Here is a 25,384-nt window from a genome sequence, read left to right on the forward strand (position 1 = left end):
TCGTAGATGACCGAGGAACAGCCTCTTTGCAAAAGAACAAACATAAAACCACTCTTTGGTAACATAGAGGTGCGAACAACCACTTCAGCTGAGGCAACTTATTCGCTTCCGCGATTGTTCCTATACTCATCCTCCAGAATCGAATATTGATAGGAATCCATCCACTTCTCTTTATGATACATATGTCCTCTAAGATGCCCTTCGTATGTCATGCCTAGCTTCTGCATCACACGGGCGGAGCCGATATTCCCGGGGCGGCAGGTCGCATAGATCCGGTGAAGCTCCAGCTTATGGAAGCCCCAGTCCAGCAGTGCAGCAGCAGCCTCAGTAGCATAGCCCTGTCCCCAGTACAGCCGGTTGTAGCAATAGCCGATCTCTCCCTGCCTCGTTCCGGTAATATGCAGGCCGCAGCCGCCGATCAGCCGCCCGTTCTGCTTCAGAACCACCGCATACTCGAAGCCCTGGCGGGGCTCCTCCCGCTGCAATGTCAGCGTATGGCGGATATATTCGCGGGTATCCTCCAGTGAATTCGGCCCCCAGATCGAATGTGTCACTACTGCGGGATCAGATGCATACTCATGCACCTGCTCTACATCCTCTGGAGTGAACTCTCTGATCACCAGCCTTGCTGTTTCAAATTCCATATCTCTGCGGCCTCCTTACTCTTTTATTTGTCAAACAACCCTCTGCCAATCAAATTAGCCGTAATCGGCGGCTTGCCAATCTCCCGTGCCCATACCGAGAGCTGGCCGATATGATGGATCTCATGAGCGATCACGTGCCGCATCACTTCTCCGTAGGGGTGAGGCTCGCGTTCCCCTTCATCTGTAATATCAACCATGATCCGGTCTTCCAGCTCCTCCGACCACCCATAGACAAACGGAGCCAGTTCCGCATGGCAGCGGGCAGAGAAATCCTGTACCAGCTCCAGGCTGGCTACTTCCTCAAACGATGGAATTTCAATGGCTCTCTCCTGAATCCCTCCGCAGATCCAGCCGTATTCAACCGCAACAATATGATACAACGTGGGCAGGATATAGCCTAAGCCCCCGGTGCGCTTTTTCATCAATTCGTCCCTGTCCACTCCGCTGCACCAGTTGAACCAATCCTGGCGCACTTGCCAGTTATACTCAAATAGCTTCTGCATCCGCTGCCTCCATTCTCCATTTATTTCCTTACTTCATTCTTGTGTCACACTTTAACACAAACAAGACAGGCCTGCTACCGCTAATTACGGCAACCAGCCTGTCCCATACGCTTGTCCTGCATTTATTCAAACACGTACTCGCCTTCACCCACAGTCAGCGTCTGTCCCTTCAGCTGAGGGGAATCGGTCCGGAGAACGACCCGGCTGAACTGGTTCTGCATGCCCTGCACGAAATTGAAGGTCTGCTGATCTCCTGCCTTAAGATTGTAGCTGCCGTCCGCAAGCCCGGTAACGGGCAGGCAGAACAGCTCACTCCAATGGTTAGCGGCAGCGGCAGGCTCGGAGACACGGAAGACAGCGCCCGTCATGTCCACCTTCCCGGCAGGATGGGGCTGGTTGATTCCGGCAGCGTTCAGGCTATCCAGCCGCTCCTCATCCGCCTGACTCCACTGGATAATGAACGGATAGACCAGTCCCTGAAAATCGCCGTCAATAGTCATCATCCGCCACTCGATTAACCGGCCCTGGTTGTCCAGACGCCGGCCGTCAATAATGGGTGACAGCGCCAATCCCGCAGCCTTCAGTGTACCCTCTACTGCCTCAATATCATCTGTCCGCAGCACCACTCTGCTTAATACCTCATGCTCCGGCAGAACGGTAACGGCATCCCGCACAACCACATTATGCTTGGTCGCACGCGCCAGCTCCAGATTCTCAATCCCGAGGAACTCTAGGTAGGTGAGCCCGAAATAGCTCAAGGCGTTATACGTTCCCCAATCCTTATGCGATCCGCCCCGGAAGGCCGTCAGGCCATGCTCCGCGAAGAGCTTCACCGGCTGGTCCAGATCGTTGACATAGTGCACCAGATGATCCCATTTGAGCAGGCTCATTACTTCTTCACTCCCAGCTCTGTCGTCCGCTTCACAGCTGCCAATACACTCCGCTGTAATCCAGCCGCGAAGTCACTATTATTCAGCTCGTACAGCCCGTGCATCCCAACCCCGCCAGGCGAGTTGTTGATATCCAGCAGCTGTCTCGGGTGGAGGCCAGTCTGCTGTAGCATCGCTACTGCTCCCAGCATATTCTCCAGCGCCACCTTCCAGGCTTGTTCCCGCGGCAATCCGGCGAGGACTCCGGCATCCGTGAACGACTCAATGAAATAATAGATATAGTTCGGTCCGGCAACCCCGAAGCCGGTGAAGATATCGATGTAGGACTCGTCCAGAACCTGCACCTTGCCGAAGCCAAGCAGGAATGCTTCTACCTGCTTAAGCGATGCGGCTGCATTCAGGGCTACACCGCTGTATCCGTAACCGGTATCGGTTAGGGTATTAGGAATAACGCGGACAATCGGGCGTTCGGCTCCGAAATAATCTCCAAGCTGGGCAATCGTTACCCCCGCTACAATCGATACAATGACCGCAGACGGTGAGGCGGATTGCCGGATCAGAGTTCCAAGTGTAGCCAAATCATCCTGCGGACGAACAGCGATGACGATCAGCTCTGCGGCGGAGAGAGCTTCTTGCTGCGTACTGTCCGTGTCTACGTTATATTTGCTTTTTAATAGCTGAAGCCGTCCTTCATGAATATCCGCTACACTGATCTGTCCGGCAGCCAGCGTGCCGCCTGCCAGGCAGGCCCGGATGATCGCTTCCGCCATCTGCCCGCCGCCAATGAAATGAATCTTGCCTTTTGACACTTCCATTCACTCCCTGATTAGATTAGTTATTAGCCCAAGCCTCCGGCAGTATGAACCCGGCATATTTCTCTTGTCCAAGGATGTATTCCTCGAACTCTTTGGATTCATAGGCAGCCTTCAGATCCTTGGCCCACTGGGCTTCCTGGTCCTTCTTGTTCACCGATACGATGATTCTATGCTGCATAGGCGTATTCTCAATCTTCAGCGCATCCGTAATCTTGCGGTCGGGAGCGTTAGCGATATAATTCCCGTTCACCACACCATAGTCAACATCCTGCAGCGAGACCAGAATCTGCGCCGGGTCCAGCACCTTCAGGTCAATCTTGAACTTGTCCGGCTCCACGCTGTTCACATTGAAGTCCGCTACCCCGGCACCCTCTTTGATCTTGACCCAACCCAGCTCCTCCAGAATCCGCAGCGCGCGCTCCTGATTAACCGGGTCGTTTGGAATCGCAACGGTAGTGCCGTCCTTCACATCGTCAAGCGTCGTGTGATTAACCGAGTACAGCCCCTGCGGTGCGCCTGGAACATAAGCAATACCTACCATATCGCCGCCAATTTCCTTATTGATCGCATCCATGTATGCGGTACTCTGGAAGATACTCGCGTCAATCGAGCCTTCCTTCATCGCCGGGTTGACCTGCATATTCTGCGAGAAGGTTTTGATATCTACAGTATACCCTTTTCCTTCCAGGATCGGGAGAATGGATTGCCGGAACTGCTCCTCATACGTACCTACGCCGAATCCGACTGTGATTTCCTTCTTGTCCCCGGAGCTTGCCGCTTCCTTATTGTTACCGCAAGCTGCCAGCACCGCCATCGAACTAATCAGTAGAACCGCCAGTAATTTTTTCATCACTCTCATCCCCTATCCTAATACTGTGTTTTTAAAATGCACTAATGCCTCGTCTGTAACCGTCAGCGGAATGGCGCAATTTGGCGATAGAATAAACGGCTGACCCTTCATCTTGGCCAAAGCTTCCTTCGCCTGTTGTTCAATCTGATCCAGATCATTTCCGGCAAACAGCCCGTGATCCACTCCGCCCACCTTCGTGGCCTTGAGATCGGCGTCCAGCCCGGGATTGCCTTCCGCTACCGTATCCCAGCTGATTCCGTCAATCCGGTAATCATTGAATTTCGCAGGCTGGGCATGAGCACCGCAGGTATGTAAAATATTCTTGCCGTAGCTCGCCGCCTCCAGCACGATAGAATCATACGGTCTGGACAGCTCATCGAACATCGCCTCATCGAATAAACCGGGGTGGGCTGTGCCTGTCACCGCATAGAATAGACCATCTGATCCCGCCTGCCGCAGCTCCTGCACATAATCGGCCAAGGTTAAGGCAATCGCATGCAGGGCATGATGCGCGGCGGCACGGTGTTCCTTGAAGAGTGATTCCAGCGTCACCGGCTGCTCGATCCCGAATACGGTCTCCGTAACATAAGCAGAACGTCCTACGATGAACAGCAATACCGTGAGCGGGGAGAATACCGTCTGAATCAGCGGCGTATCTGGCAAGCCCCGGCGGATCTTCCTTACGGCCTCCAGATGCTCCAGCAGCGAAGGGGTTTGCGCGGCTTTTTTCACCTCAAGATCCCAGAGATTCGCGGCAGCCGGAACCGCCGTAGTCAGCTGTCTCGGGAATACCGTCCGGTAATCTGCGAAGTTATACTCATTTCCCCAGGCTTCGGCCAGATAGGTCGCTCTCGGGTTGATTTTGACCCAGTCCCAATTATATTTGTCCGTAAAAGAAATCGTAGACGACGCCAAGTCCTCCGCATTCTGCTCCTTGTCAATAAAGTGGCGCCACCCGCTGACAATCGGCCGGTCCGCAAGTTCCCCGGATAAGATCGCCTGAAAACGCTCCTGCTTGCTCCATACACTCATCTGCCTATCCCCTTTGTCTCGTAATCTCTAGTAACGGCGAATCTTGCGCGCCAATGTGTTGCCCAGGGACTGAATACCCTGCACCAGAATGATCAGAATAATGACCGTCGCGAACATGACCACCTCGTCAAAACGTTGATAACCATACACGATTGCCAAGTCGCCGACCCCTCCGCCGCCTACTGCCCCGGCCATTGCCGTAGCCCCGATCAGCCCGATCGTCGCTGTGGTCAGGGAGAGAATTAACGAGCCCACCGCTTCCGGCAGCATAAAATACCATATGACCTGCAGCGGTGTTGCGCCCATCGCTTCCGCAGCTTCGAGAATGCCCGGATTCACTTCCAGCAGCGAATTCTCGACCAGCCGTGCGATATAGGGTGCGATATAGATAATTAGCGGAACAATTGCCGCACTAGTCCCAATCGAGGTATGAACAATTGCTCTTGTTAGCGGAATAATGGCAAACAGCAGAATGATAAACGGAACCGAACGGATAACGTTAATTAAGGGATTCAGTAAGGTATACAGCCACTTGCTCTCCAGCACGCCGCCCGGACGGGTAATAACCAGCAGGATGCCCAGCGGAATACCCAGCAGCGAGCCGATGAATAGCGATACGCCCACCATCTGAATCGTTTCAATAATCGCCTTCAGGAATTGCTCACTTGTGATCGATGTCGAGAACATAGGACTTCACCTCCTCTATGCGGACCTCATGCTGCTTCATGTAATTCAAGGCTGCTTCCATCTGGGCCGGTTCACCTTGCAGCTGTACGATAATCGTGCCGAGCGTCGTCTCTTGAATCTCTGTCGTATTCGCAAAAAGAATGTTGACCTTGACCCCGTGGGTACGGATAATCTCGTACAGCACAGGCTCAGAAGCGCTCTCCCCGGCAAAATTCAGCTTATACACCCGGCTCCCCTGCTCAGTCTTCAGAGTTCTTCGGACGCTTGTGCTCATGCTGTTCTGAATGACTGTCTTGACGAAATTCTGCGTTGTCTGGTGCTTCGGTTCTCCGAACACATCCAGCACGCTGCCCTGCTCGATAATCCGTCCCTCTTCCATCACGGCTACCTTGTTGCAGATCTCCTGAATCACTGACATCTCATGCGTGATGATCATCACCGTGATGTTGTATTCCGCGTTGATCCGCTTGAGCAGCTGCAGGATGGACTGTGTCGTCTGCGGGTCCAGAGCGGAAGTAGCTTCGTCGCACAACAGTATCGAAGGATTCGAGGCAAGTGCCCGGGCAATCCCGACCCGCTGCTTCTGTCCGCCTGACAGCTCGCTCGGATAGCTTCCAGCCTTGTCGCTTAGTCCGACGAAATCGAGCAGCTCCTCCACCCGCTTGCGGATTTCTGCCTTGCTCTTTTTCAGCAGCACGAGTGGAATAGCCACATTGTCGAACACCTTTTTGGACTCCAGCAGGTTAAAATGCTGAAAAATCATGCCGATGTTTTTCTTGGCTGCCCGCAGCTCTTTGTCGCTGTACGCTCCCAGATCGTACCCGTCTACCAGCACCTGGCCCTCAGACGGCCGTTCCAGATAATTGACCAGGCGGATTAACGTGCTTTTTCCGGCTCCGCTGTAGCCGATGACCCCGAAGATATCGCCCTTCTCAACCTTCAGGCTAATCCCCTTCAGCGCTTCTATCTTCACCTCTTTGCGGGTGAACGTCTTGTACACATTCCGTAGTTCAATCATATTTGTTCCCCTCAATCATCTGGTAAATTTAGGATTCAGGATTCAAGTCTGCTGCTTCAGCTTCGCAAGCGCCTCTTCTGCCAGCAGGGCGAAATACTTAGCCGCTGGCAGGATAGCCGCCTCATCGACATCGAAGCGGGGATGATGCAGCGCATGGTTGGGGCCGGTACCAATGTTCACAAAGGCACCCGGGATCTGCTGCAAATAATAGGCGAAATCCTCGCCGCCCATCTGCGGCGGAATATCATGTACCTCATAGCTTGCTTGTGCTGCGACCTCTTTGGTGAAGTCTGTCCATCCTCCGTGATTGACCGTAGCGGGCGGGCCGGGATACCAGTGCAGCTTCGCCTCTGCTCCGGCTGCGGCTGCAATCCCTTCTATGATCCGCGTCATTTGGGCCGGGATGCTGCTGCGGATCTCTTCGTTATAGGTACGTACTGTACCTTCCAGCTCTACCTTCTCCGGCAGGACATTCCAAGTAAAGCCACCGTTGATCCGGGTAACACTGAGCACGACCGGCTCTTGCGTGTTATTTTGACGGCTGACTACGGTTTGCAGCATCGTAATGATCTGCGCGGCGGTAACAATGGTGTCTACCCCTTTCTCCGGTGTAGCTGCGTGAGCGCCGACCCCTTTTACCGTAATCTCAAAGCGGTCCACGCCAGCCGTTAAAGCTCCCGTTCTTGTGCCGAACGCCCCGTTAGGCAGGTCCGGTGAATTATGTAATCCGAAGATGGCCTCCACCCCGCTTAGCCCGCCGGATGCCAGTACGTCCTCCGCACCATGCCCCGTCTCTTCTGCCGGCTGGAACAGGATTCTGACCTTGCCCGGCAGTTCATGTTCACGCTGCTTAAGCAGACTGGCCGCACCCAGGATGACAGCGGTGTGGAAATCATGGCCGCAGGCATGCATGGCTCCCGGAATCTCTGATGCGAACGGCAGGCCCGTCTGCTCCTCAATCGGCAGGGCATCGATATCGCAACGAATCGCTACTATGCTGCCGTCACCTTGTCCAATCTCCGCTATAAGTCCGGTCTTAAGCGGCAGGTCCAGGATCGTTATATTCTCTTCTGTCAGCCAGTTACGCAGCTTCTCCGTGGTTCTATACTCCTGATTACTAAGCTCCGGTTCACGGTGCAGGTTCCTCCGCACTTCGGTTAGCCGGGCTGCCAGTGCTTCTTCTGTCTCATGCTGTGGTCTCATAGGCCTGTTCTTCCCCCTTCATTACGTATGCTCAATTCCTCTAATCCGCTCCAGCGCAGTCGCAAGGCTGCTTAAGATATGCTCCCGCATCGCCCGCTCCGCCCCCTCTTCATCCCTGGCTATAATTCTCTGCAGAATCACAAGATGCTCCTCATCCGCCTGCGTATTCCAATCCCCGTGTAGCGAGACATAACGACAATACCGGAGCGAACGGTCTCTTAACTGGTTCAGCACCTTCTCAAAAGTCTTCAGCGCGCTGATCTCCCACAAGTAATCATGGAATTCGAAGCCATAGGATACAACATCCTGCTGATCCCCCATCTGGAAGGATTGCTTCAGCTTCTCCAGAATCAGCGTTAACTGCTGAATATCCTTAATGGTAGCGTTTATGGCAGCGCTTCTGGCGATATGGCCTTCAAGCATGCTGCGGATCTGGAAGATCTCCTCGACCTCCTTAATCGTTAAAGGGGCTACCCGCAGCCTGCCATTGGGCTGGCGCACCAGGAAATCCTCATTCTCCAGCCGCTGAATCGCTTCTCGTAGCGGAGTCCGGCTGACCCCGAGCAGTGCCGCCAGGCTCTCTTCGTTAACCGCCTGATCCGGCTCCAGTTCGCTATCTATTATTTTTTGCTTAAGTGCATAGTAGGTATTATCCTTCGACAATCTTCGTGAACGCATTTCCATAGATTTCATTGCTCCTCGCTATTCATTTGCGGGTCGCCCGGTTAACTGTATAATTGTATACAATTATTTAAGTTGAGAGATATTCAAGATAAAATGAAAGCTCCAGTTGAAACACTCTCTGTGCAATCAAGCTTTTTTCATACTATAATCTCATTATACCCACTAGTCAAGTATGTTTTATAGGGGAATCAATAATCGACACTTGTTTGACAAATAAAGTCGTATTTTTACAAGTTGAATTAAAGAATGCTTGGGAATTAGCCGTGACTCCAGAGAAGTTTAGCGTAAACGATAAATAACCCTCCTGCACCTCGTTAGGGTGTGGAGGGTTATTTACCTTACTAAGTTTCAAATACTATCTCATGACTTGCCTCACTCTTATTGAACGGGAAACTGTATTCTTTGAACCTAAATTGAATTCCGGAAATCTCATCAGGTAATGGCGGTGAGATAACATATTTATATGATGCATGGTCAGATCTGCTTCCTCCACTAATCATTCGAGAGTCATATTGGTCATTAATATATAGTTCGTAATGGCTATGCTGATGAGATTTGGATTCAACCTCCGGCTCACTGTCCCAATCTATATTTAGTGTTAATACACTTGCATTAGTGTATTGTTTCATAGAAGTTAGAGTATAGAATCGATCACCTATTACGACTGACTTCAGAATTGCAATGTGTTGTCTGAATCCGGCTGGTTCGATCATCGGTTTATATTGTTCTTCATTCATCATATTTCCAAATAACGACATCAAGAATCCTTCATAAAGCCCCTGTTCCTCTGACCATTTAGAAATATACTCTAACGGAGGAAATCCTGGATTATTATCCGAGACTTCCTTTCTCTTCTTGATCAAAGAGCAAATTTGTTTATCGATATCAATAATTCGTTCATCATAATGCTCTGTTGGGCGTTCAAATGGTATTCGTAACATCTTAACCACCTCTCATATCCATTAATTGTTACATCACTATATTTTAACATATAATGGTTTGAGCCAACATAAAAAAACCTCATAATAAGTATAGTTTGCACCATACAAATTAAGAGGTTTTGAAATCCGCAATCCACGCTTACTTTATCAATCATTCAGCATTCACAGGCTTAACAAGGCTCCGCCGCCGGATTCCCCGCCTCTTCCTTCGTGCGGAATGAGGAGCCGCAGCCGCATGTAGCGGAAGCATTCGGATTATTGATGGTGAAGCCGCCGGTCATGCCGGATTCCTCAAAGTCGATCTCGAGGCCGTTCAGGTAACGGATATCGTCTTTGCTGACGACTACTTTCAGACCTGCAACGTCCATGTAGATGTCCTGATCAGTCTCGGTATCGTCGAAGCCCATTGCGTACGAGAATCCGCTGCAGCCCCCGGCGGTGACGCCCAGACGGAGAAACATATCCGGCACTTCCTGCTCCGCAAGCATAGCCTTCAATTGGCCTGCCGCTGTATCACTTATGCTAATCATAATTACAACCTCCTTAGGGTTCACTATATTGGAATCAAGCAGCCTTCTGGCTGTGTGTAATGAAATCAAAGCCTTGCGCGGGAAAAGAATGAGTATGATGTATATCATTTTCATTGGCTCTTGAAATCAGTATACTCCACTATTCTTCTGCCCTCAAGTCGCAAACTCTCCGCTGATATGCAATTTATACCGGAAGTCCTACGGTTTCTGGCGGTTGCTCCCCCTCAAGTAGAGGTTTATAATAAGAAAAGCGATAACCAAGAGTATTTTCAAAAAAATTCGAAAAATTGTCACGGGGGTTGCAGTTAACCTCTATTTATTATGCCGGCTGTTGCCGGATATTCTCAGGTACACGATTATGCGATGCAACCGCCTCGCCAACCTTCAGGAGGAACTTATATGTCTACCCTAATTACACCCCACACGGATGCCCGGATGGCGAACATCATTGAGAAGGTTCGCGGCGGAGAACGATTGAATTTGGAAGATGGCGTTTATTTATATGAGAGTAACGATCTCTTAACGATCGGACAGCTGGCCAATGAGGTCAATCTGCGAAAGAACGGGAATAAAGTCTATTTTATCGAGAACATGAGTCTATATTTCACCAATGTCTGCGAATCCCGGTGTGCCTTCTGTAATTTCCGCAAGGATGAAGGCGAAGAAGGAGCTTATACCCTATCCGGCCAGGAGATGGTGGAGTATGTGCAGCAGCATATTCATCCCGGCGTGCGCGAGTTCCATATTGTAGGCGGCCATAATGATAATGTGCCCTTCCAGTACTACGTTGATTCGCTGCGGGCCCTGAACGAGCATTTCCCCGAGGTGACTCTCAAGGCCTATACAGCGGCAGAGATCGACTTCTTCACCCGCATCAGCGGACTCAGTATCCGTGAGGTGCTGGAGCAGCTGCGCGCTGCCGGACTGAAGACCCTTACCGGAGGAGGGGCAGAGATTCTGTCTGACCAGTACCGCAAAAAAATGCGCGTTGATAAAGCCAATGTCGAGGAATATCTTGAGGTGCACCGCACCGCCCATCACCTTGGCATGAAGACCCATACCACGATGCTGTACGGGTCGATTGAGTCCCGTGAGGACCGCATCCGCCATATGCTGCAAATTCGTGACCTGCAGGACGAGACCGGCGGATTCATGGTATTCATTCCGTTGTCCATGCAACCCAAGAATAAGAATGCGGGCATCATGCGCCGCAACTCCGCGAATGAGGATCTCAAGACCATTGCGGTCAGCCGTCTGATGCTCGATAACTTCGACCACATCAAGGCTTACTTCATTAATATCGGGGCCCAGTTGACCCAGGTTGCCCTGAACTTCGGCGCTTCCGATGTGCACGGAACGATCCTGAAGGAACGAATCAGCCATGCTGCCGGCGCGCTGACACCGGAAGGGCTGACCCGCGATGAGCTGATCTGGCTCGTGAAGGGTGCGGGACGGATTCCTGTAGAACGGGATACCTTCTACAACGAGATCAAGGTATACGAATAAGAACAGAACAAGCTTACCTCAGCCAGTGAACGCAGAACGGCCTTGTCCATTACGTACCCGAAAGGAAGATCAGTTCGCATGAGAACCTTACTTGTCCTGGGCGGCGGCTACGGCGGTCTTGCCCTCATTCAGCAGCTGCTGGATCATCATCTCCCTTCTGATGTGGAAATCATTCTGGTGGACCGGATGCCGTATCAGGGGATCAAGACCGAATATTATGCACTGGCCGCAGGCACCGTCACCGATTACCATCTGCGGATTCAATTCCCGGTACACCCCCGCCTGACCGTTCGTTACGGGCAGGTGGGTTCCATTGATCTGGAGAGCAAGCTGGTCCTGCTCGATTCCGGGGAGCCGATAGCCTATGATATCCTGGCGATTGCCCTGGGCTGTACGGATAATTACCATAACATTCCTGGAGCTGAGGAATACACCTGCAGTATTCAGAGCTTCGCCGGAACCCGCGAAACTTACCGCAGGCTGAACGATGTGAAGCCTTATGGAACCGTCAACATTGTCGGCGGGGGACTAAGCGGCGTAGAGATTGCTTCGGAGCTGCGGGAGAGCCGGCCAGATCTGAATATCTCGCTGATGGACCGGGGAGATCGTATTCTGTCTTCTTTTCCGGCTAAGCTGTCCAGGTATGTCGAGGAATGGTTCAGTGAGCATCAGGTGGAGACGATCGGCGGGGTGTCGGTCTCTCATGTCGAAAAGGATGCCATCTTCAATGGCACCCAGGCTATTCCGGCGGATGTGACGGTATGGACTGCCGGTATTCAGCCGGTGAAGGTCGTGCAGCAGCTTGAGCTTCCGAAGGACCGCGGAGGCAGGCTCATTGTCGGGGAATATTACAATATCGCTGAATATCCGGAGGTCTATGTGATCGGGGATTGTGCCAGCCTGCCCTTCGCCCCCAGTGCACAGGCGGCGGGTGCCCAGGGCGAGCAGGTGGGTCAGATTATTCAGGCACTGTGGCGGGGAGAAACCCCGAAGCTGCATAAGATTAAGCTGAAGGGAACTCTCGGTTCACTCGGCAAAAATGCCGGTTTCGGCCTGATGGGCCGCCGCTCTGTCATGGGCCGGGTTCCGCGCCTGCTGAAGAGCGGCGTGCTGTGGATGTCTAAACGCCATTTCGGCTGATGAAACCCGGCTTGAACCCAGGCGGTTTAGTCAATCTCCAGGTTGTCCCAGGCTTCTGCCTCTCGTATAGCGGCTTCTATGGCCTCTTCCAGAGCAGCAGGGGAATCAGCCTCAATGATCTCCCCGTCAACCATGGCGAACGGCTGGAGATAACACTCTCCGCAGTTGTTCAGACAGCCGTACTCCACTACATCATATTCAGGGTTTTGTTCCAGCTTAAGCTTGAGCGGTTCAGTGCCGTGGCCGATGTTGCTGGCACAGAATTCTATAATTGGTCTCATGATGATCTCCCTATTCTGCCTTAACCATTTTATTTTTTAACTTTTTGTACTATAATAAACATACGAAAGGAGTGATTGAGAAATGAGTGAGAATGTACAAAGCGCAACCATGTACGATGAAGTACTGGAAGTCCTTGATAAACTTCGTCCGTTCCTGCAGCGCGATGGCGGTGACGTGGAACTGATTGATGTTGAAGACGGCATCGTTAAGCTGAAGCTTATGGGTGCATGCGGCAGTTGCCCAAGCTCCACGATCACGCTAAAAGCCGGGATCGAACGCGCCCTGATTGAAGAAGTAGAAGGCGTGGAAGAAGTCGTTCAGGTATTCTAATCCCGTTTCATAAACCATCCCGGCCTCCGCTAAGAGGCCGGGATTTTTTTTATTATAGAGGATTTCGTCTGTAGGATCAACCACCTGGCTTCGCAAAAAAACCAGAAGCCGCTCCGCTGGCCAATTCTGGCTACCGGGCTTCTTCTGGTCTCACTAGGATTACTCAGCTTGCCTAAGCTTAAGCTTAGAATGCCGGAATAATCGCTCCGTCATATTGCTTATCGATGAATGCCTTCGCTTCCGGGGATGTCAGCGCTGCTGCCAGCTTCTGAATGGCATCGGAATCCTTATTGTCAGGACGGGCAACCAGCAGGTTGGCATACGGGGAGTCGCCGCCTTCAATGAACAACGCATCCTTGGTAGGAGACAGCTTAGCATCCAGTGCAAAGTTGGTGTTGATCAGCGCCAGGTCTACTTCATCCAGCTGACGGGGCAGCATGGCTGCATCCAGCTCAATGATATCCAGCTTCTTGGCGTTCTCAGTGATATCCGCTTTGGTAGAGGCAATATTGGTGTCATCCTTCAGCTTGATCAGGCCGTTCTTAGCCAGCAGAATCAATGCGCGTCCGCCGTTCGTTGCATCATTCGGAATTGCAACCTTTGCACCCTCTGCCAATTCGTCAATCGATTTGATTTTTTTGGAATAAGCGCCAAATGGCTCTACATGAACAGCAGTTACAGATACGAGATCTGTGCCGTTCTTGGCGTTCTGATCATCCAGGTAAGGCTTGTGCTGGAAGAAGTTCGCATCGAGCTGCTTCTCGGCAAGCTGTGTATTGGGAAGAATATAATCTGTGAATTCTTTAATTTCCAGCTTAATGCCTTGGGCTTCAAGCAGTGGGGCAATCGCTTTGAGGATTTCCGCATGCGGTACAGGAGAAGCACCAATAACCAGGGTTACCGGGTCCGCAGCAGGCTCTGTAGTCGGTTCTGTAGCAGCAGAATTCGTGGTGTTATTGGCCTTGTTGTTTCCGCAAGCGGCAAGCACCAATACCAAGGTCAGGCTGAAGAATGTAAGCAGTACTTTTTTCATCTGTAAATCCCCCTCTAATCCATATGTTTTATTGAATAAGGCTATATGTGGACGTACCTTATTTCCGTGTAAAATGTCTTACCAGCCGGTCACCGGCCATTTGCAGCAGTTGGACGAGTATTACTATCAGTGCCACTGCGATAATCATAACTTCCTTCATATAACGGTAATAGCCGTAACGGATCGCCAGATCCCCCAGACCGCCGCCGCCAATAAATCCCGCCATGGCAGTATAAGAGACAAGGGTCACTAAAGTAATGGTTATTCCGGCAAGCAAGCCCGGACGAGCCTCCGGCAGCAAGACGCGCAACACGATCTGCCCGGTGGATGCCCCCATGCCCTGCGCTGCTTCAATAATTCCCCGGTCAACCTCCCGCAGCGCCGTTTCCACCAGTCTGGCGAAAAAGGGAGCCGCACCGACCACCAGTGCCAGAATGGTTCCGCGCACACCGATGGAGGTGCCCATAATGATCTTGCTGAGCGGAATCAGGGCCACCATGAGAATGATAAACGGAACGGAACGCAGGATATTTACGATAAATGATAATGCCGAGTAAACAGCTCTGATAATAGTGTTATTTGATCTCCCCCATAAATATAGCATAATTCCGAGCGGTAAACCAAGGATAATTGTGAATAATCCTGAAATAACTACCATGTTAAGTGTAGCCACCGTTGCATCGAGCATTTCTGCCCAATCAATCTTATTAAAATCCAGTCCGCCCATCAGGAAATCACCTCCACATCAAGACCTTGCGCTACTAACTCCGTAAGCGTGGCTTCAACCGCATCGGCAGGTCCTTCGAACCGTACAATCAGCTGCCCGTAAGGAACATCCTTGATCGTTGAGATCGTGCCATGGAGAATGGCGAAGTGAACCCCTGTTCCTTGAACCACCTGTGAGAGCGTGGATCCGTAAGTCTTTTGCCCGAGAAAAGTGATTTTGACCGACTTCGTGTAGCCTGGGTGCACAGCATCAATTGCTTGCCGGAGCGGTCCATCCGACTGGGTCTCACTGCGGATGAATTCCCTGGTAACCTCATGCTTCGGCTTCAGAAATACCTCGGCCACTTCACCCTGCTCCACAATACCGCCTCCATGGATCACGGCAACACGGTCGCAGATGCTCTGAATCACATGCATCTCATGTGTAATCAGCACGATGGTCAGATGGAATTTGCTGTTGATATCCATCAGCAGGCGAAGAATGGAGTCTGTCGTCTGCGGATCAAGCGCCGAGGTCGCTTCATCGCATAACAGAACGTCCGGATCACTCGCCAACGCCCGGGCGATCCCGACACGCTGCTTCTGTCCGCCGGATAGCTGAGCCGGGTACTTATTCCAGTGCTCCTCCAGTCCAACCAGGGCGAGCAGATCTTTAACCTTTTGTTCAATCTCATTCCTTCCGGCTCCGATCAGCCGCAGTGGAAACGCGATATTATCATAGACTGTAGCCGATGAGAGCAGATTGAAATGCTGAAAAATCATCCCGATCTTGCGCCGCTGCTCTTGCAGCTGTCTCTGGCTAAGCGCTGTAAGCTCCACACCGTCCACCCACACCTCGCCCGCAGTCGGGCGCTCGAGCAGATTAATGCAGCGGATCAGCGTGCTTTTGCCGGCCCCGGAGTGACCGATCACCCCGAAGATTTCACCCTTCTTAATCGACAGGCTCAGCGCAGAGAGTGCAGTTGCCTGCTTACTGCCTTTGCCGTACACCTTGGTTATATCCTTCAATTCTATCAACCGCTGCGTCCCCCTTCTGTTCTAGCTTCCATCATTGCAATAAAAAGACCCCCTACGATCCATGCAGATCGCAAGAGGCCCTGTGTGTATAATGACAATGCCTTCTCATCTGCCAAATACCCCAAAACCGGCGGCATTGTAGGAATTAGCACCATGACATTTGGGTACAGCGTAAAGCTGTATTCAAACCGGTTGCCGGGCTTCATCGGGCCTATCCCTCCGCCGCTCTCGATAAGATAATAGTATGAAGTTATATATTCCGTATCATGTCAGAAGTTAATGTATGCCTAAGTATATTCAGTTTCGAGTTTTTTGTCAAAGGTAAGTTTTTACGAACGGGCATGCCCGGATTTCGGGCCTGGGACCGCTAATTTCTTGTGCCATTGCGCATTCCCGTACTTGTATGCGGCTGCCAGTGATTGGCATACCATCTCCAGACTCTGCTTCAAATCCTCCAGATGGCTGTCCAGATCCTCCAGACGGATCTTATCATGCAATCCCTGGTGACGCTGCCAGAGATCGTCGGTCATCTCCGCGTTCATGTAATGGATCTCGGCATTCCGCCGCTTGCGCAGATTCTCCACCGGCTCCCGGTAGGAATTCCTGATCCGCTCCAGTTCGTCCGCCAGCGGATGATGCGCATGAAGCAGCTGAAATTGCCTCAGCACCGTAAAGTAGGAGAAATGCGTTTTCACCTTGCCTGTATTGAGATTGTACAGATTGTTCAGCACCGTGCCCAGCTTGTCCAGCAGCGAGAAGACACGGATGAAGCCATCCTTGTAGAAATACACATATCTGGCGTACTCCCCCTGCTCGGTGGACGACATATCATCCATATAACCGGCTATTACTGACTTCCGGAAAAAGGCGGCTGCGAACCAGCTCTGCTCCAGCTCATCCAGAGAGGAGATCAAGCCCCGTGTCCAGATTTCCAGCTTGCGGTATTCATGGTCATGGTCTTCATGTGCCGCCATCTCCTTGCGCAGCATGGAGGCAGCCTTCGCCATGGATTCCATAGCTTCAGCCAGCACACCGCTGTTCACGCGGGGCGGCTCTCCCAGTAATGTCCGCAGCATATTTTGACCCTCCTTAAAGTTCACTTCTACGCTAGAGGAAAATAATGATTCCAATTGCGGTCTACCCGCTTCGCAATATCCTCGCTCGGAGCCAGCTCCTCCGGGTATCCCGGCTTCATCCGGGCATCTATAATGATCGGCAGCGTATAGCTGACACTGCCCCGTTGTACCCCAGCCGCCGAATAAATATCGTCCGCTGGATTGAAGCGGGTGAATACAGACCACAGGAATGAGGTCTGCGTGCTTACCGCCTCTTCCGCCTGATCGACCAGCACAATCAAAGGCCAGTCGGTCTCCCTCTCCTTGAAGGCAGCCACCAGCCGTTCCGGCAGCTCCGGGTCCTCTTCATAGGATGCACCGGAAACGGCTAAACATCCTCCGCAATAAGGCACAGCGGCGGTGATTGATGGGAGCAGCCCCTCTGTATAGGTCTTTGGCAGCTGACGGACCGGGCTGCCGATGCCCGCCATCACAGCCTTACTGCCATGGTTCAGCTTGCGTCCAGTATAATCCAGCGTATCCATGGAGGTATTGGCAAAGATCGTCAGATCCAATTGCGGATTGAAGCGCTCAAGCACCGTTTCCAGCAACTTGGGAAAGTCGGTAAGCTCTACCTGCACATTAGTTAGCAGAAGGAATTTGGTTAAGGAGAGCTGGCCTTCCCCTAAGATACGAAACGCTGACACCATATACTCACGCGGATAGCTCTCCCTCACGACCGCTGAGGTCAATGAATGCGAACCGGATTCGGAATAGGACCATAGCGCTTTGACCGAAGGGATCAGCAGAGGATAGGCCGGAGCGAGCAGCCGTTGCAAATAATCCTTCAGGTAATAATCCTCCTGGCGCGGCTTGCCGGTGATGGTCGCCGGGTAGATGGCATCCTTGCGGTGCCACATGCGCTGAACATGCATGACCGGGAAATCATGCTGCATGGAATAGTAGCCGGACTGGCTCCCATACGGGCCTTCCGCTCTCCGCTCCAGCGGAGACACGCGTCCCCGGATGGAGAACTCGGCCTCTGCCGGAATCCGGTGCCCGCCCAAGGGGTCCTGCACCATGGGAAGCTTGCCACCCAGCATCAGCGAGGCTAGCAGCAGCTCCGGAATCCGTTCCGGGACCGGAGCCACTGCCGCAGCAATCAGGGCCGGCGGCCCGCCGATGAAGACAGACACCGGCAGGGTCTCCCCGAGATGCTCTGCCTGCGAGTGATGAAAGCCGCCGCCCTTGTGAATCTGCCAGTGAATGCCTGTGGTACTGTCGTCATACATCTGAATCCGGTACATTCCGAGGTTATGATCCTTAGGGTTGGTGATATTCTCCGTATAGACCAGAGGAAGCGTGAGGAATGCCCCGCCATCCTTAGGCCAGGCTGTGATCCGGGGCAGCTCCTTAAGCGGATCACTGCTGCTGCAGACGCCGAGCACAGGAGCCTCTCCTTGCGGTATGTTCTTGGTTCCTGCCCTCAGCAGCTCAAGCAGCACCGTCTTCTCCCGCCATAAGCCGGCGGCGGAAGGCGGGATCAGCTGCTCCATCGCCGTTGTCAGCGACTTCAGCAGCTGCTCCGGTCTTGTCCCAAAGGCTTTGTTGACGCGCCGGACTGAACCGAATAGATTCGTAGCGACCGGGAACGGTGTTCCTTGCACGTTCGTGAACAGCAGTGCCGGGCCTTCCTCCTGCACCACCCGGCGGTGAATTTCGGCAAGCTCCAGATAAGGATCAACAGGCGTATCTATCACTGCCAGATCCTTATCCCTGCGGAGTTGCTCGATCCATTGTCGTAAATTACCGTATCGCACTATAGCCTTCCTCCTCAAACAGGACGTTATGCTTATCCCGTCCACCGTTGCCTTATGCTTATCACTTGCTGCCTCTGCCAGCTCCGCTTAACTGCCAGACCCTTACACTCATGTAGCACAGAACCCCGAAGAGTCCGGAGATCAGCACAATATGAGACATCGCAGCAAATATGTACAATTTCTCATTATTCAGTGTGTATACCACAGCCGCTCCGCTGAATACCTGCATCAGGCATAGCAGAACTGCCGCTACTCCAAGAGCCCTCAGCTCCGGCAGCTCCTTATACTTCCAGAAGGCCAGATGCCCAAGCATAGCCGTCAGCAGGAAAAGAATCGCCGCCGCAATCCGGTGCACAAATACGATCCCTACTCCGCCGCTCATCTCCGGAATCCATTGTCCGTTACACAGCGGCCAGCCGGAGCACCCGCCCTGGGAGCTGGTGTGGCTTACATAGGCCCCTATATAGACAACGATATATGAATATACTGCAGTAACCCAGGTTAAGTTGCGGAAGGCCAGGCGGACTTTGGGACTTCCTGTGCTGAGTTCCGCTCCAGGGGAGAATGCCCGCCGGGTCCCAAGCGCCAGCATCAGCGAACCGGCGAAGGCGATCAGCGAGAAGCCCATATGCAGGGCCATGACTGCAGCTGATTGCGACTTCACTACTGCAAGCGCTCCCATCCCGCCTTGAACGATGACGAAGATCAGGGTCAGCAGGGCGTAGGCCAGCAGATCCTTGCGGTGCCTGGCAAAACGCCAGAAGGCAACCATGGAAGCCAGTGATAACAGGCCCGCCAGGCCGCTGAACAAACGGTGGGTATATTCAATCAGAGAGCCGATGGTATAGGCAGGAATCAGCTTCCCGTGGCACAGCGGCCACTCATTCCCGCATTCCAGTCCCGAGCCGGTCTTCGTCACCACAACCCCGCCAAACAGCGCCATGAACATAATGAGACAGGTCAGATAGCTGAGCCATTTTAATTGAAGTGTCGTCAATAGTATCACCCGTATTGTATAGGAATGAGTTTATAAGAAAAAAGCACCGCTTCTGCTCGAATTGGGCGAAAGCGGTGCTGCGTAATTACTTGTGAATGCTGAGATAAACGTCCAGCGCCGTATCAAGGAACTTCTCGATTTCTTCCCGGGACTTGCGGAGCTTGTTCACGAACCGGACCAGTTCCCGTCCATCGGTATACGCGACAAAGCTTGGAATGCCCAGTATATTCTGTTCCTGGCTGACTTCACCTACAGCATCGACATCCACTTCCACCAGGGTAAGACGCTCTGCATATTTCTGCTGCACATCCGGCATGAACGGATCAATGAATTTACAATCCACACACCAATCTGCCTTGAAGACTGCCACCGTCAGGCGCGGAGACTGAATTGCTACCTGAAACTGGGCAGGGGAGCTGATTTTGTCCATCAATTGACCATTCCCTTCTATCAGAAAGTTCCACACGAAGCTTGCTCTTTAAGTGAATCAAAATGTAAGGAATAAGTCAAACATCATTATTCACCGGAACGTACACGGGCCGGCTGCAATTTCATCAAAGGACCCAGCACCTTGCGGAGCGGACGGGGATAACCGGCAACCTCCTGGCTGCTGAGTACGCCCAGAATAATCAGGAGAACCAGATAGACAATCACCACTGCCGCTCCAACCACCAGACAGGTAATCAGGAAGGCCAGGCGGGCCGGCATCAGCTGCGTCATCAATATACCTGCTTCATTCAAGCCATAGCCGATACCTGCTGAGGCCAAGACCGCAATAGAGAAGCCTCCCCATCGTTTGCCGAGAATAGTGAAGGGGACGATTTTTTTGAGCATCCGCAGATTAAGCAGTGTAATCACTATGAAGCAAAGTGCCGTAGAACCGATAATGCCATAGATGCCAAACCACTGGCTGAACAGGAAGTTGGAGCCGAACTTCACGAGGATACCCACAAGCACGTAATACATCGATATCCGCGATTTGCCCATTCCAAGCAGGATGGAGTTAGTGGTCATCATCGTAATCTGGAAAATAGTACCGAGTGTCAGCATCGCCACAATGCCGCTGCCATCCAGTGTTTTGAACAGCAGGCCATTAACGGAATACGCCGCCACGACCAGAGAGAGTACAACCGGTGTGCCGGTCAGAATAGACACCCGCATGGCGAGTGTGACCTGACGCTGCAGGTGCTGTTCATCTTTGCGTGCGAAGGCGGCAGATATTATCGGAATCAGCGATGCACTTAGGGCGATCGACAATACCGGAGGAATCCCGGCCACACTCTGTGCCCGGCTGCCGAAGATACTTAGGGCCCAAGTAGCCTGCTCCATCCCGATCTTACCGCTAAGCAGCGGAACAATGAAAGAAGTATCAATAAAGTTCACTACAGGCACCGTAACAGAAGATAATACAATCGGTATGGACAGCTTGAAAATATCCTTATAAATCTTCAGCAGCGGGATACGGGCCTCACTCGATTCATACAGTGCCACCTTCTCCTCGCTGCGGCGCAGCTTCATGGCATAATACAGCATCACGCCGAAGGCGCCGATACTGCCGAGTACACTGCCGAAGGATGCGCCTGCCGCCATCCAGGTATTGCTGTAGCCCTGGTGCAGCAGGATGAATGCAAGCAGAATGGCTGTGGATACCCGGGCAATCTGCTCGACAATCTGTGAGATGCCCCCGGCCATCATATTGTTACGGCCCTGGAAATACCCGCGCATCATCGCGATTGTAGGGAACAGCAGCAGCGCCGGGGCAATTGCCCGGATGGCCAGAGTACTCTCTGGAACCTTGCTGTATTCAGCGTAATATGGAGCAGCTATGTATAGCGTCACACCCATAATCACACCAACAATTGCAGCAAAGATAAGAGCAGCTCGATACACCTGCTGAGCTTCCTGCGGTCGGTTCAGCGCATAGCGCTCGGACACCATTTTACTAAGCGTGCTTGGAATACCGGCTGTCGCCAGCGGCAACAGTAGCAAATATACATTATTAGCGATCGTAAACGACGCATTCCCTGTTGTATTGAATAAATGCTCCAGCGGCACCCGCTGGGCAAGCCCGAGGACACGGGCCACCAGTGCGGCTGCCGCCAGAATTAGCGTGCCTTTGACAAAGGATTCTTTCTTGGTGGACAAGCTGTTTCGCCTTCTTCACAATAAATTTAAAAACGTCCGATCCAGATAAAGAAGAGGACGATCATAACAATCTGCAGAATAATCTTGACGACTGTGCTGCTGAACAGCCCGAGCAGAGCGCCGAAGCTCACCTTAACCGCTTTACCGGCCTTCTCGCCGGCAATCAGCTCGCCGATGAAAGCACCCAGGAACGGGCCAATCAGCAGGCCGAACGCCGGAATCAGAAACGGACCGATAATCAGACCGATGGTGCTGCCGATCACCGAGGCGCGGGAGCCGCCGAATTTCTTGACGCCCCAGGCCCCGACAACATAGTCGGCAATGAACAGCACCACAACGATTAGCGTCTGGGCAATCCAGAACCAGGGTCCGAAGGAGCCGAAGGAAAAGAACCAGCCATATACAAAGAAAGCCAGGTAAATCGCAAGCGCCCCCGGCAAGATTGGATATACCGCTCCTGCCATTCCGATTGCGAATAAAGCAATGATCAGAATCCAGCCCAGAATTGTCAATTCCCTCAACTCCTTAATCTTAAGCTCGTTTCGATATTCTGCCGGCCGAGGTTCCGGCCTCTGTCAGGATGTACTTCTGAATCACTTCGGCGATCCCGTCTTCGTTGTTCGTAGCTACAACCGCATCCGCTTCCTGCTTGACAGTTTCCTGCGCATTGCCCATAGCCACTCCAAAGCCGGACTGCTGGATCGCTGCCAGATCGTTGAGGCTGTCACCTACGGCAACAACCTGGGACATGTTAATGCCCAGCAGCTTGCAGACCTCAAGTATGCCTGAAGCCTTGTTGACGCCCAGTGGATTAATCTCCAGGTTGAACGGCGAGGAGTTGGTGATCTCCAGCCCGCCCAGCTCCTGCAGCCGCATCAGCAGCTTATGGCGGATATCGTTATCCTCGGTGGAATAGCCGAATTTCAACCATTCCCTGCTGTCAATCTCCCCGTCCCAGCTATCCCGGTTGTACACCTCATCTACAGAGTAGGCCCAGAACCAGATGTCGAATTCCTCCGCGATTTTGTGCATCTCTTTGACTAGCTCCACATCCATCAGGGACCGGCGGTACAGCTCATGAGGTGCACGCCAGACTTCACTTCCGTTCACCATAATCATCGGAGTGTTGAGGCCAAGCTGTTCAGCATAAGGCATCGCACTGCGCGAGGAGCGTCCCGTAGACAGGCAGACATGTACGCCGGCCTCCATCGCTTTTTTGATCCATTCCACTGTAAGCGGGGTAATCTTCTGTTCGTCGTTCAGTAGGGTTCCATCCATATCCAAGGCAAGCAGGCGGTATTTGGCAGTCATTTGCCACCCCTCCATTCTTGGTTGCTCTTTCGTTTGAAGGCAACCGTATATTTGGTATTTCTCGCAAATACATCTCCATCATGGCTATAATATCATCAGTTTGTTGCGGCAGTATTATCGGAATTGTCACCGGAAGTAGTACCGTCATTCGGGTTCGCTGTTTTCAGGCTTTTCTTAGGCACGCCATCCAGCCCGTATTCCCAGTCGTAGGCATCGAAAATTTTACGCGCAACCGGAGCCGCACTGTTGGAGCCGAATCCCCCTTCGGGGATGACTACAGCAACAGCCAACTTAGGATTATTACGCGGGGCGAAGGCAATAAATACCCCGTTATCGCGCAATTGCCCTTTTCCCAGCTGCTGTGAGGTCCCTGTCTTACGGGCAAAATCATAAGGGAAATCTGCGAATGCCGAGACCTTACTGTTCATACCCTTTTTAATTTCTCTCCAAAAGGACTTGTCAAAGGTCGTTACTTCATCCAGCACCTCGCGCTCAAATTTCTTGACCACCTTGCCCGATGAATCTGTAATCTTGCTGACAAGCTGCGGCTTGATCCGCACCCCTTCATTGGCAAGCGTAGAAGCATACTGAGCTAACTGCAGTACCGTATAGCGGCCCTGCTGTCCGAAGGAGGCATAGACCAATGCGGCTTGCGCACTGCCCGCTGCCTTAGTATCCGTGTAGTTGATCTGTCCCAGGTATTCATTAGGGAGACCGCTCTGCGTGGATACGCCAAGGCCGAATTCCTTCATATACTTATCCCAGACTCCAATGCCTTCCCCCTTGTATTGATCGTAAATCCTCTTGCCGATCATATCCACCATGAACACGTTAGAGGAATCCTCAATCGCCTTCGCCGGGTCCATCCGGCCGTATACGTGACCCGAGGAATTGCGGACAGAGGATTTATCATCCTTACCGAAATAGGCAATCCCTTTGTCATTGTACGTATAGGAAGTGCTGAAGAAGCCTTCATTTAGACCGATCAGCACCGTCAGCGGCTTAATGGTGGAGCCGAGCAGTACCGTGGAACCAAATCCATGACCGGACAGGCCCGAAGAATACGGGGTAATAGTCCCGTTCTGATAGTTGCCCATGATCTTGTTCCAGGTATCCGAATCCAGCTTCTCCGCTGTCCAGACATTGGTATCGTAATCCGGCATACTGGCCATGGCTACGATATTGCCGGTATCGACCTCCATCGCCACGGCATAGCCTGTCTTGGCATCAGGATGGGTCTTGCCTTGTACAGAGTTGCGGTGCAGCCAATTGATCTGTTCGGTGATGGCCTGCTCCGTCTTAAGCTGAACATTCTTGTCAATCGTCATCCAGATATCATTACCCTTGACAGGCGGCACTACCTCTTCTACCTTCTCGGCCATGTTCTGCGGATTCACCGAGATGACCTGATAGCCGTTCTTGCCGCGCAGCTCCCGCTGGTATTGCAGCTCCAGACCATCGAAGCCGACGAATTCATCGTCTTTATAATTCAGGCCGGGATCTGCGCTGATCTTCTTCATCGCACTCTGAATATTCTTGTAGATGTTGAGTGTGTTGGAGGATTTGAAGGGCTTGATATACCCGACTGTCTGCACGGCAACAGTATCCTTGTCATAATGACGCACGCCTTCTTCTACGATCTCAAGGCCCGGGAATTCGCTTTTATGCTCCATGAAATAGGCAATTTCCTTGGTTGTCAGACCGGATTTGATCTTGCGGGCCATATAGCCTGAATATTTCTTGAAATATAAATCCAGAGAATTAATCACTTCATTAACAGTCAGCTTCTCGCCGTTCGGGTCGCCATATTCGTCAAATTTCGCAACCAGATTATTCGCCAGCGCATACGCATTGGCCCTTGCCTCCGGCTTCAGCGAGCTGATTCCCGTCTCCTTGTCCAGTGCCTTCGCTGTATATTCCTTCGTAAGCGTAACATACAGCGTTTGAACGGAGGTCGAGTAGGCAATTTGCTCGCCTGCGGCTGCGCGGATTCCCCCACGGATGGAGGCGAGGGGTACACTTTTGGTATCCCGGCTGGTCTCCACCTCGGTCAGCGTGGGTCCTTCCACAAATTGAATAACTGCGAGACGGATAATAATTACACAAAAAATAACAAACGTACTGAAGAAAAACACGTTAAGACGCAGGCCAAGCGAGCTCTTGCTGCCCTTCTCTTCCGGGGGGGAGGCCTGCTTTCGGAAAACACCCACAGTTTTTCACTCCTC

The 25,384-nt window shown here is 52.2% G+C and carries 27 protein-coding genes and 1 riboswitch; of the genes, 3 read left to right on the top strand and 24 right to left on the bottom strand.

The genetic code is table 11. From position 1 onward, the window contains the following. Nucleotides 1–98 precede the first annotated feature (98 nt). The 12 genes from C162_RS31495 to C162_RS31550 all read right to left on the bottom strand — a co-directional run bounded on the left by C162_RS31495 (nt 99) and on the right by C162_RS31550 (nt 9,797). Entirely contained in the window at nt 99–644 is a 546-nt protein-coding gene (locus C162_RS31495) for a GNAT family N-acetyltransferase (RefSeq protein WP_036701649.1), read from the bottom strand. Between the two features lie 23 nt (nt 645–667). Further along, nucleotides 668–1,147, bottom strand: coding sequence for a DinB family protein (locus C162_RS31500; protein ID WP_036701651.1), 480 nt, complete (start codon nt 1,145–1,147; stop codon nt 668–670). 122 nt (nt 1,148–1,269) lie between these two features. Further along, nucleotides 1,270–2,037 carry a VOC family protein gene (locus C162_RS31505; RefSeq protein ID WP_036701653.1) on the bottom strand — a complete coding sequence of 256 codons (768 nt, stop codon included), beginning with the start codon at nt 2,035–2,037 and terminating at the stop codon, nt 1,270–1,272. Continuing rightward, nucleotides 2,037–2,846, bottom strand: coding sequence for a pyrroline-5-carboxylate reductase (proC, locus tag C162_RS31510; protein WP_235218587.1), 810 nt, complete (start codon nt 2,844–2,846; stop codon nt 2,037–2,039). The genes C162_RS31505 and proC overlap by 1 nt, the downstream gene beginning before the upstream one ends. A 22-nt stretch (nt 2,847–2,868) precedes the next feature. Next, a complete protein-coding gene (locus C162_RS31515) occupies nt 2,869–3,702 on the bottom strand; it encodes a MetQ/NlpA family ABC transporter substrate-binding protein (protein WP_036701659.1) in 834 nt (277 codons plus the stop codon). 12 nt (nt 3,703–3,714) lie between these two features. After that, on the bottom strand, nt 3,715–4,734 hold the full coding sequence (locus C162_RS31520) for a uroporphyrinogen decarboxylase family protein (RefSeq protein ID WP_036701662.1): 1,020 nt from the start codon (nt 4,732–4,734) through the stop codon (nt 3,715–3,717). A gap of 27 nt (nt 4,735–4,761) precedes the next feature. Then, on the bottom strand, nt 4,762–5,421 hold the full coding sequence (locus tag C162_RS31525; RefSeq protein ID WP_036701665.1) for a methionine ABC transporter permease: 660 nt from the start codon (nt 5,419–5,421) through the stop codon (nt 4,762–4,764). Further along, nucleotides 5,396–6,439, bottom strand: a complete 1,044-nt coding sequence (locus tag C162_RS31530) for a methionine ABC transporter ATP-binding protein (protein ID WP_036701667.1) — start codon at nt 6,437–6,439, stop codon at nt 5,396–5,398. The genes C162_RS31525 and C162_RS31530 overlap by 26 nt, the downstream gene beginning before the upstream one ends. A 42-nt stretch (nt 6,440–6,481) precedes the next feature. Then, entirely contained in the window at nt 6,482–7,642 is a 1,161-nt protein-coding gene (locus C162_RS31535; protein ID WP_036701670.1) for an amidohydrolase, read from the bottom strand. A 21-nt stretch (nt 7,643–7,663) separates the two neighbouring features. After that, nucleotides 7,664–8,326 (bottom strand): GntR family transcriptional regulator, encoded by a 663-nt coding sequence (locus C162_RS31540; RefSeq protein WP_036701672.1) that lies wholly within the window; start codon nt 8,324–8,326, stop codon nt 7,664–7,666. Nucleotides 8,327–8,667: 341 nt separating this feature from the next. Beyond that, entirely contained in the window at nt 8,668–9,267 is a 600-nt protein-coding gene (locus C162_RS31545; protein ID WP_036701674.1) for a hypothetical protein, read from the bottom strand. 170 nt (nt 9,268–9,437) lie between these two features. Beyond that, complete coding sequence (locus C162_RS31550; RefSeq protein WP_036701678.1) at nt 9,438–9,797, bottom strand: HesB/IscA family protein; 360 nt, start codon at nt 9,795–9,797, stop codon at nt 9,438–9,440. A 399-nt stretch (nt 9,798–10,196) separates the two neighbouring features. On the opposite strand from C162_RS31550, the gene mqnE reads away from it, so the two are divergent. Next, nucleotides 10,197–11,303, top strand: coding sequence for an aminofutalosine synthase MqnE (mqnE, locus tag C162_RS31555; RefSeq protein WP_036701679.1), 1,107 nt, complete (start codon nt 10,197–10,199; stop codon nt 11,301–11,303). A 78-nt stretch (nt 11,304–11,381) separates the two neighbouring features. After that, complete coding sequence (locus tag C162_RS31560) at nt 11,382–12,443, top strand: NAD(P)/FAD-dependent oxidoreductase (RefSeq protein ID WP_036701682.1); 1,062 nt, start codon at nt 11,382–11,384, stop codon at nt 12,441–12,443. Nucleotides 12,444–12,469: 26 nt separating this feature from the next. On the opposite strand, the gene C162_RS31565 is transcribed toward C162_RS31560, so the two are convergent. Continuing rightward, nucleotides 12,470–12,724 carry a YuzB family protein gene (locus tag C162_RS31565; protein ID WP_063829082.1) on the bottom strand — a complete coding sequence of 85 codons (255 nt, stop codon included), beginning with the start codon at nt 12,722–12,724 and terminating at the stop codon, nt 12,470–12,472. A gap of 82 nt (nt 12,725–12,806) precedes the next feature. Here C162_RS31565 and C162_RS31570 point away from each other — a divergent pair, with 82 nt between their 5' ends. Then, complete coding sequence (locus C162_RS31570; protein WP_036701687.1) at nt 12,807–13,055, top strand: NifU family protein; 249 nt, start codon at nt 12,807–12,809, stop codon at nt 13,053–13,055. A 184-nt stretch (nt 13,056–13,239) separates the two neighbouring features. Here the strand turns inward: C162_RS31570 and C162_RS31575 are convergent, their stop codons facing one another. The 11 genes from C162_RS31575 to C162_RS31630 all read right to left on the bottom strand — a co-directional run bounded on the left by C162_RS31575 (nt 13,240) and on the right by C162_RS31630 (nt 25,369). Next, a complete protein-coding gene (locus C162_RS31575) occupies nt 13,240–14,088 on the bottom strand; it encodes a MetQ/NlpA family ABC transporter substrate-binding protein (RefSeq protein ID WP_036701689.1) in 849 nt (282 codons plus the stop codon). A 58-nt stretch (nt 14,089–14,146) separates the two neighbouring features. After that, on the bottom strand, nt 14,147–14,815 hold the full coding sequence (locus tag C162_RS31580) for a methionine ABC transporter permease (protein ID WP_036701692.1): 669 nt from the start codon (nt 14,813–14,815) through the stop codon (nt 14,147–14,149). Beyond that, nucleotides 14,815–15,831 carry a methionine ABC transporter ATP-binding protein gene (locus tag C162_RS31585; RefSeq protein WP_036701694.1) on the bottom strand — a complete coding sequence of 339 codons (1,017 nt, stop codon included), beginning with the start codon at nt 15,829–15,831 and terminating at the stop codon, nt 14,815–14,817. The genes C162_RS31580 and C162_RS31585 overlap by 1 nt, the downstream gene beginning before the upstream one ends. A gap of 102 nt (nt 15,832–15,933) precedes the next feature. Next, a riboswitch (SAM riboswitch) is annotated at nt 15,934–16,069 on the bottom strand. Between the two features lie 91 nt (nt 16,070–16,160). Further along, the gene (locus C162_RS31595) at nt 16,161–16,907 is read right to left on the bottom strand and encodes a Cthe_2314 family HEPN domain-containing protein (protein ID WP_036701697.1); all 747 of its coding nucleotides are present in this window, start codon (nt 16,905–16,907) and stop codon (nt 16,161–16,163) included. Between the two features lie 26 nt (nt 16,908–16,933). After that, a complete protein-coding gene (locus tag C162_RS31600) occupies nt 16,934–18,706 on the bottom strand; it encodes a UbiD family decarboxylase (protein ID WP_036701699.1) in 1,773 nt (590 codons plus the stop codon). A 61-nt stretch (nt 18,707–18,767) separates the two neighbouring features. After that, entirely contained in the window at nt 18,768–19,703 is a 936-nt protein-coding gene (locus C162_RS31605) for a COX15/CtaA family protein (protein ID WP_036701700.1), read from the bottom strand. 85 nt (nt 19,704–19,788) lie between these two features. Beyond that, the gene (locus C162_RS31610) at nt 19,789–20,133 is read right to left on the bottom strand and encodes a thioredoxin family protein (protein WP_036701702.1); all 345 of its coding nucleotides are present in this window, start codon (nt 20,131–20,133) and stop codon (nt 19,789–19,791) included. A gap of 86 nt (nt 20,134–20,219) precedes the next feature. After that, entirely contained in the window at nt 20,220–21,848 is a 1,629-nt protein-coding gene (locus C162_RS31615; RefSeq protein WP_036701704.1) for a putative polysaccharide biosynthesis protein, read from the bottom strand. Nucleotides 21,849–21,874: 26 nt separating this feature from the next. Further along, nucleotides 21,875–22,360, bottom strand: a complete 486-nt coding sequence (locus C162_RS31620; protein WP_036701705.1) for a DUF456 domain-containing protein — start codon at nt 22,358–22,360, stop codon at nt 21,875–21,877. Nucleotides 22,361–22,379: 19 nt separating this feature from the next. Further along, nucleotides 22,380–23,159, bottom strand: coding sequence for a Cof-type HAD-IIB family hydrolase (locus C162_RS31625; RefSeq protein ID WP_036701707.1), 780 nt, complete (start codon nt 23,157–23,159; stop codon nt 22,380–22,382). A gap of 95 nt (nt 23,160–23,254) precedes the next feature. Then, nucleotides 23,255–25,369 (bottom strand): peptidoglycan D,D-transpeptidase FtsI family protein, encoded by a 2,115-nt coding sequence (locus C162_RS31630; protein WP_036701709.1) that lies wholly within the window; start codon nt 25,367–25,369, stop codon nt 23,255–23,257. Nucleotides 25,370–25,384 lie beyond the last annotated feature (15 nt).

The sequence above is a fragment of the Paenibacillus sp. FSL R7-269 genome (assembly GCF_000517865.1).
Taxonomy (GTDB): Bacteria; Bacillota; Bacilli; order Paenibacillales; family Paenibacillaceae; genus Paenibacillus_AQ.

Excerpts from the sequence above, each read along its gene's own strand:
- C162_RS31570 (WP_036701687.1), top strand. The coding sequence starts at position 12,807 with ATGAGTGAGAATGTACAAAGCGCAACCATGTACGATGAAGTACTGGAA.
- C162_RS31610 (WP_036701702.1), bottom strand. The coding sequence starts at position 20,133 with ATGGACAAAATCAGCTCCCCTGCCCAGTTTCAGGTAGCAATTCAGTCT.
- mqnE (WP_036701679.1), top strand. The coding sequence starts at position 10,197 with ATGTCTACCCTAATTACACCCCACACGGATGCCCGGATGGCGAACATC.
- C162_RS31530 (WP_036701667.1), bottom strand. The coding sequence starts at position 6,439 with ATGATTGAACTACGGAATGTGTACAAGACGTTCACCCGCAAAGAGGTG.
- C162_RS31520 (WP_036701662.1), bottom strand. The coding sequence starts at position 4,734 with ATGAGTGTATGGAGCAAGCAGGAGCGTTTTCAGGCGATCTTATCCGGG.
- C162_RS31565 (WP_063829082.1), bottom strand. The coding sequence starts at position 12,724 with ATGAGACCAATTATAGAATTCTGTGCCAGCAACATCGGCCACGGCACT.
- C162_RS31550 (WP_036701678.1), bottom strand. The coding sequence starts at position 9,797 with ATGATTAGCATAAGTGATACAGCGGCAGGCCAATTGAAGGCTATGCTT.
- C162_RS31560 (WP_036701682.1), top strand. The coding sequence starts at position 11,382 with ATGAGAACCTTACTTGTCCTGGGCGGCGGCTACGGCGGTCTTGCCCTC.
- C162_RS31625 (WP_036701707.1), bottom strand. The coding sequence starts at position 23,159 with ATGACTGCCAAATACCGCCTGCTTGCCTTGGATATGGATGGAACCCTA.
- C162_RS31575 (WP_036701689.1), bottom strand. The coding sequence starts at position 14,088 with ATGAAAAAAGTACTGCTTACATTCTTCAGCCTGACCTTGGTATTGGTG.
- C162_RS31515 (WP_036701659.1), bottom strand. The coding sequence starts at position 3,702 with ATGAAAAAATTACTGGCGGTTCTACTGATTAGTTCGATGGCGGTGCTG.
- C162_RS31545 (WP_036701674.1), bottom strand. The coding sequence starts at position 9,267 with ATGTTACGAATACCATTTGAACGCCCAACAGAGCATTATGATGAACGA.
- C162_RS31540 (WP_036701672.1), bottom strand. The coding sequence starts at position 8,326 with ATGGAAATGCGTTCACGAAGATTGTCGAAGGATAATACCTACTATGCA.
- C162_RS31495 (WP_036701649.1), bottom strand. The coding sequence starts at position 644 with ATGGAATTTGAAACAGCAAGGCTGGTGATCAGAGAGTTCACTCCAGAG.
- C162_RS31535 (WP_036701670.1), bottom strand. The coding sequence starts at position 7,642 with ATGAGACCACAGCATGAGACAGAAGAAGCACTGGCAGCCCGGCTAACC.
- C162_RS31505 (WP_036701653.1), bottom strand. The coding sequence starts at position 2,037 with ATGAGCCTGCTCAAATGGGATCATCTGGTGCACTATGTCAACGATCTG.
- C162_RS31580 (WP_036701692.1), bottom strand. The coding sequence starts at position 14,815 with ATGGGCGGACTGGATTTTAATAAGATTGATTGGGCAGAAATGCTCGAT.
- C162_RS31500 (WP_036701651.1), bottom strand. The coding sequence starts at position 1,147 with ATGCAGAAGCTATTTGAGTATAACTGGCAAGTGCGCCAGGATTGGTTC.
- C162_RS31595 (WP_036701697.1), bottom strand. The coding sequence starts at position 16,907 with ATGCTGCGGACATTACTGGGAGAGCCGCCCCGCGTGAACAGCGGTGTG.
- C162_RS31525 (WP_036701665.1), bottom strand. The coding sequence starts at position 5,421 with ATGTTCTCGACATCGATCACAAGTGAGCAATTCCTGAAGGCGATTATT.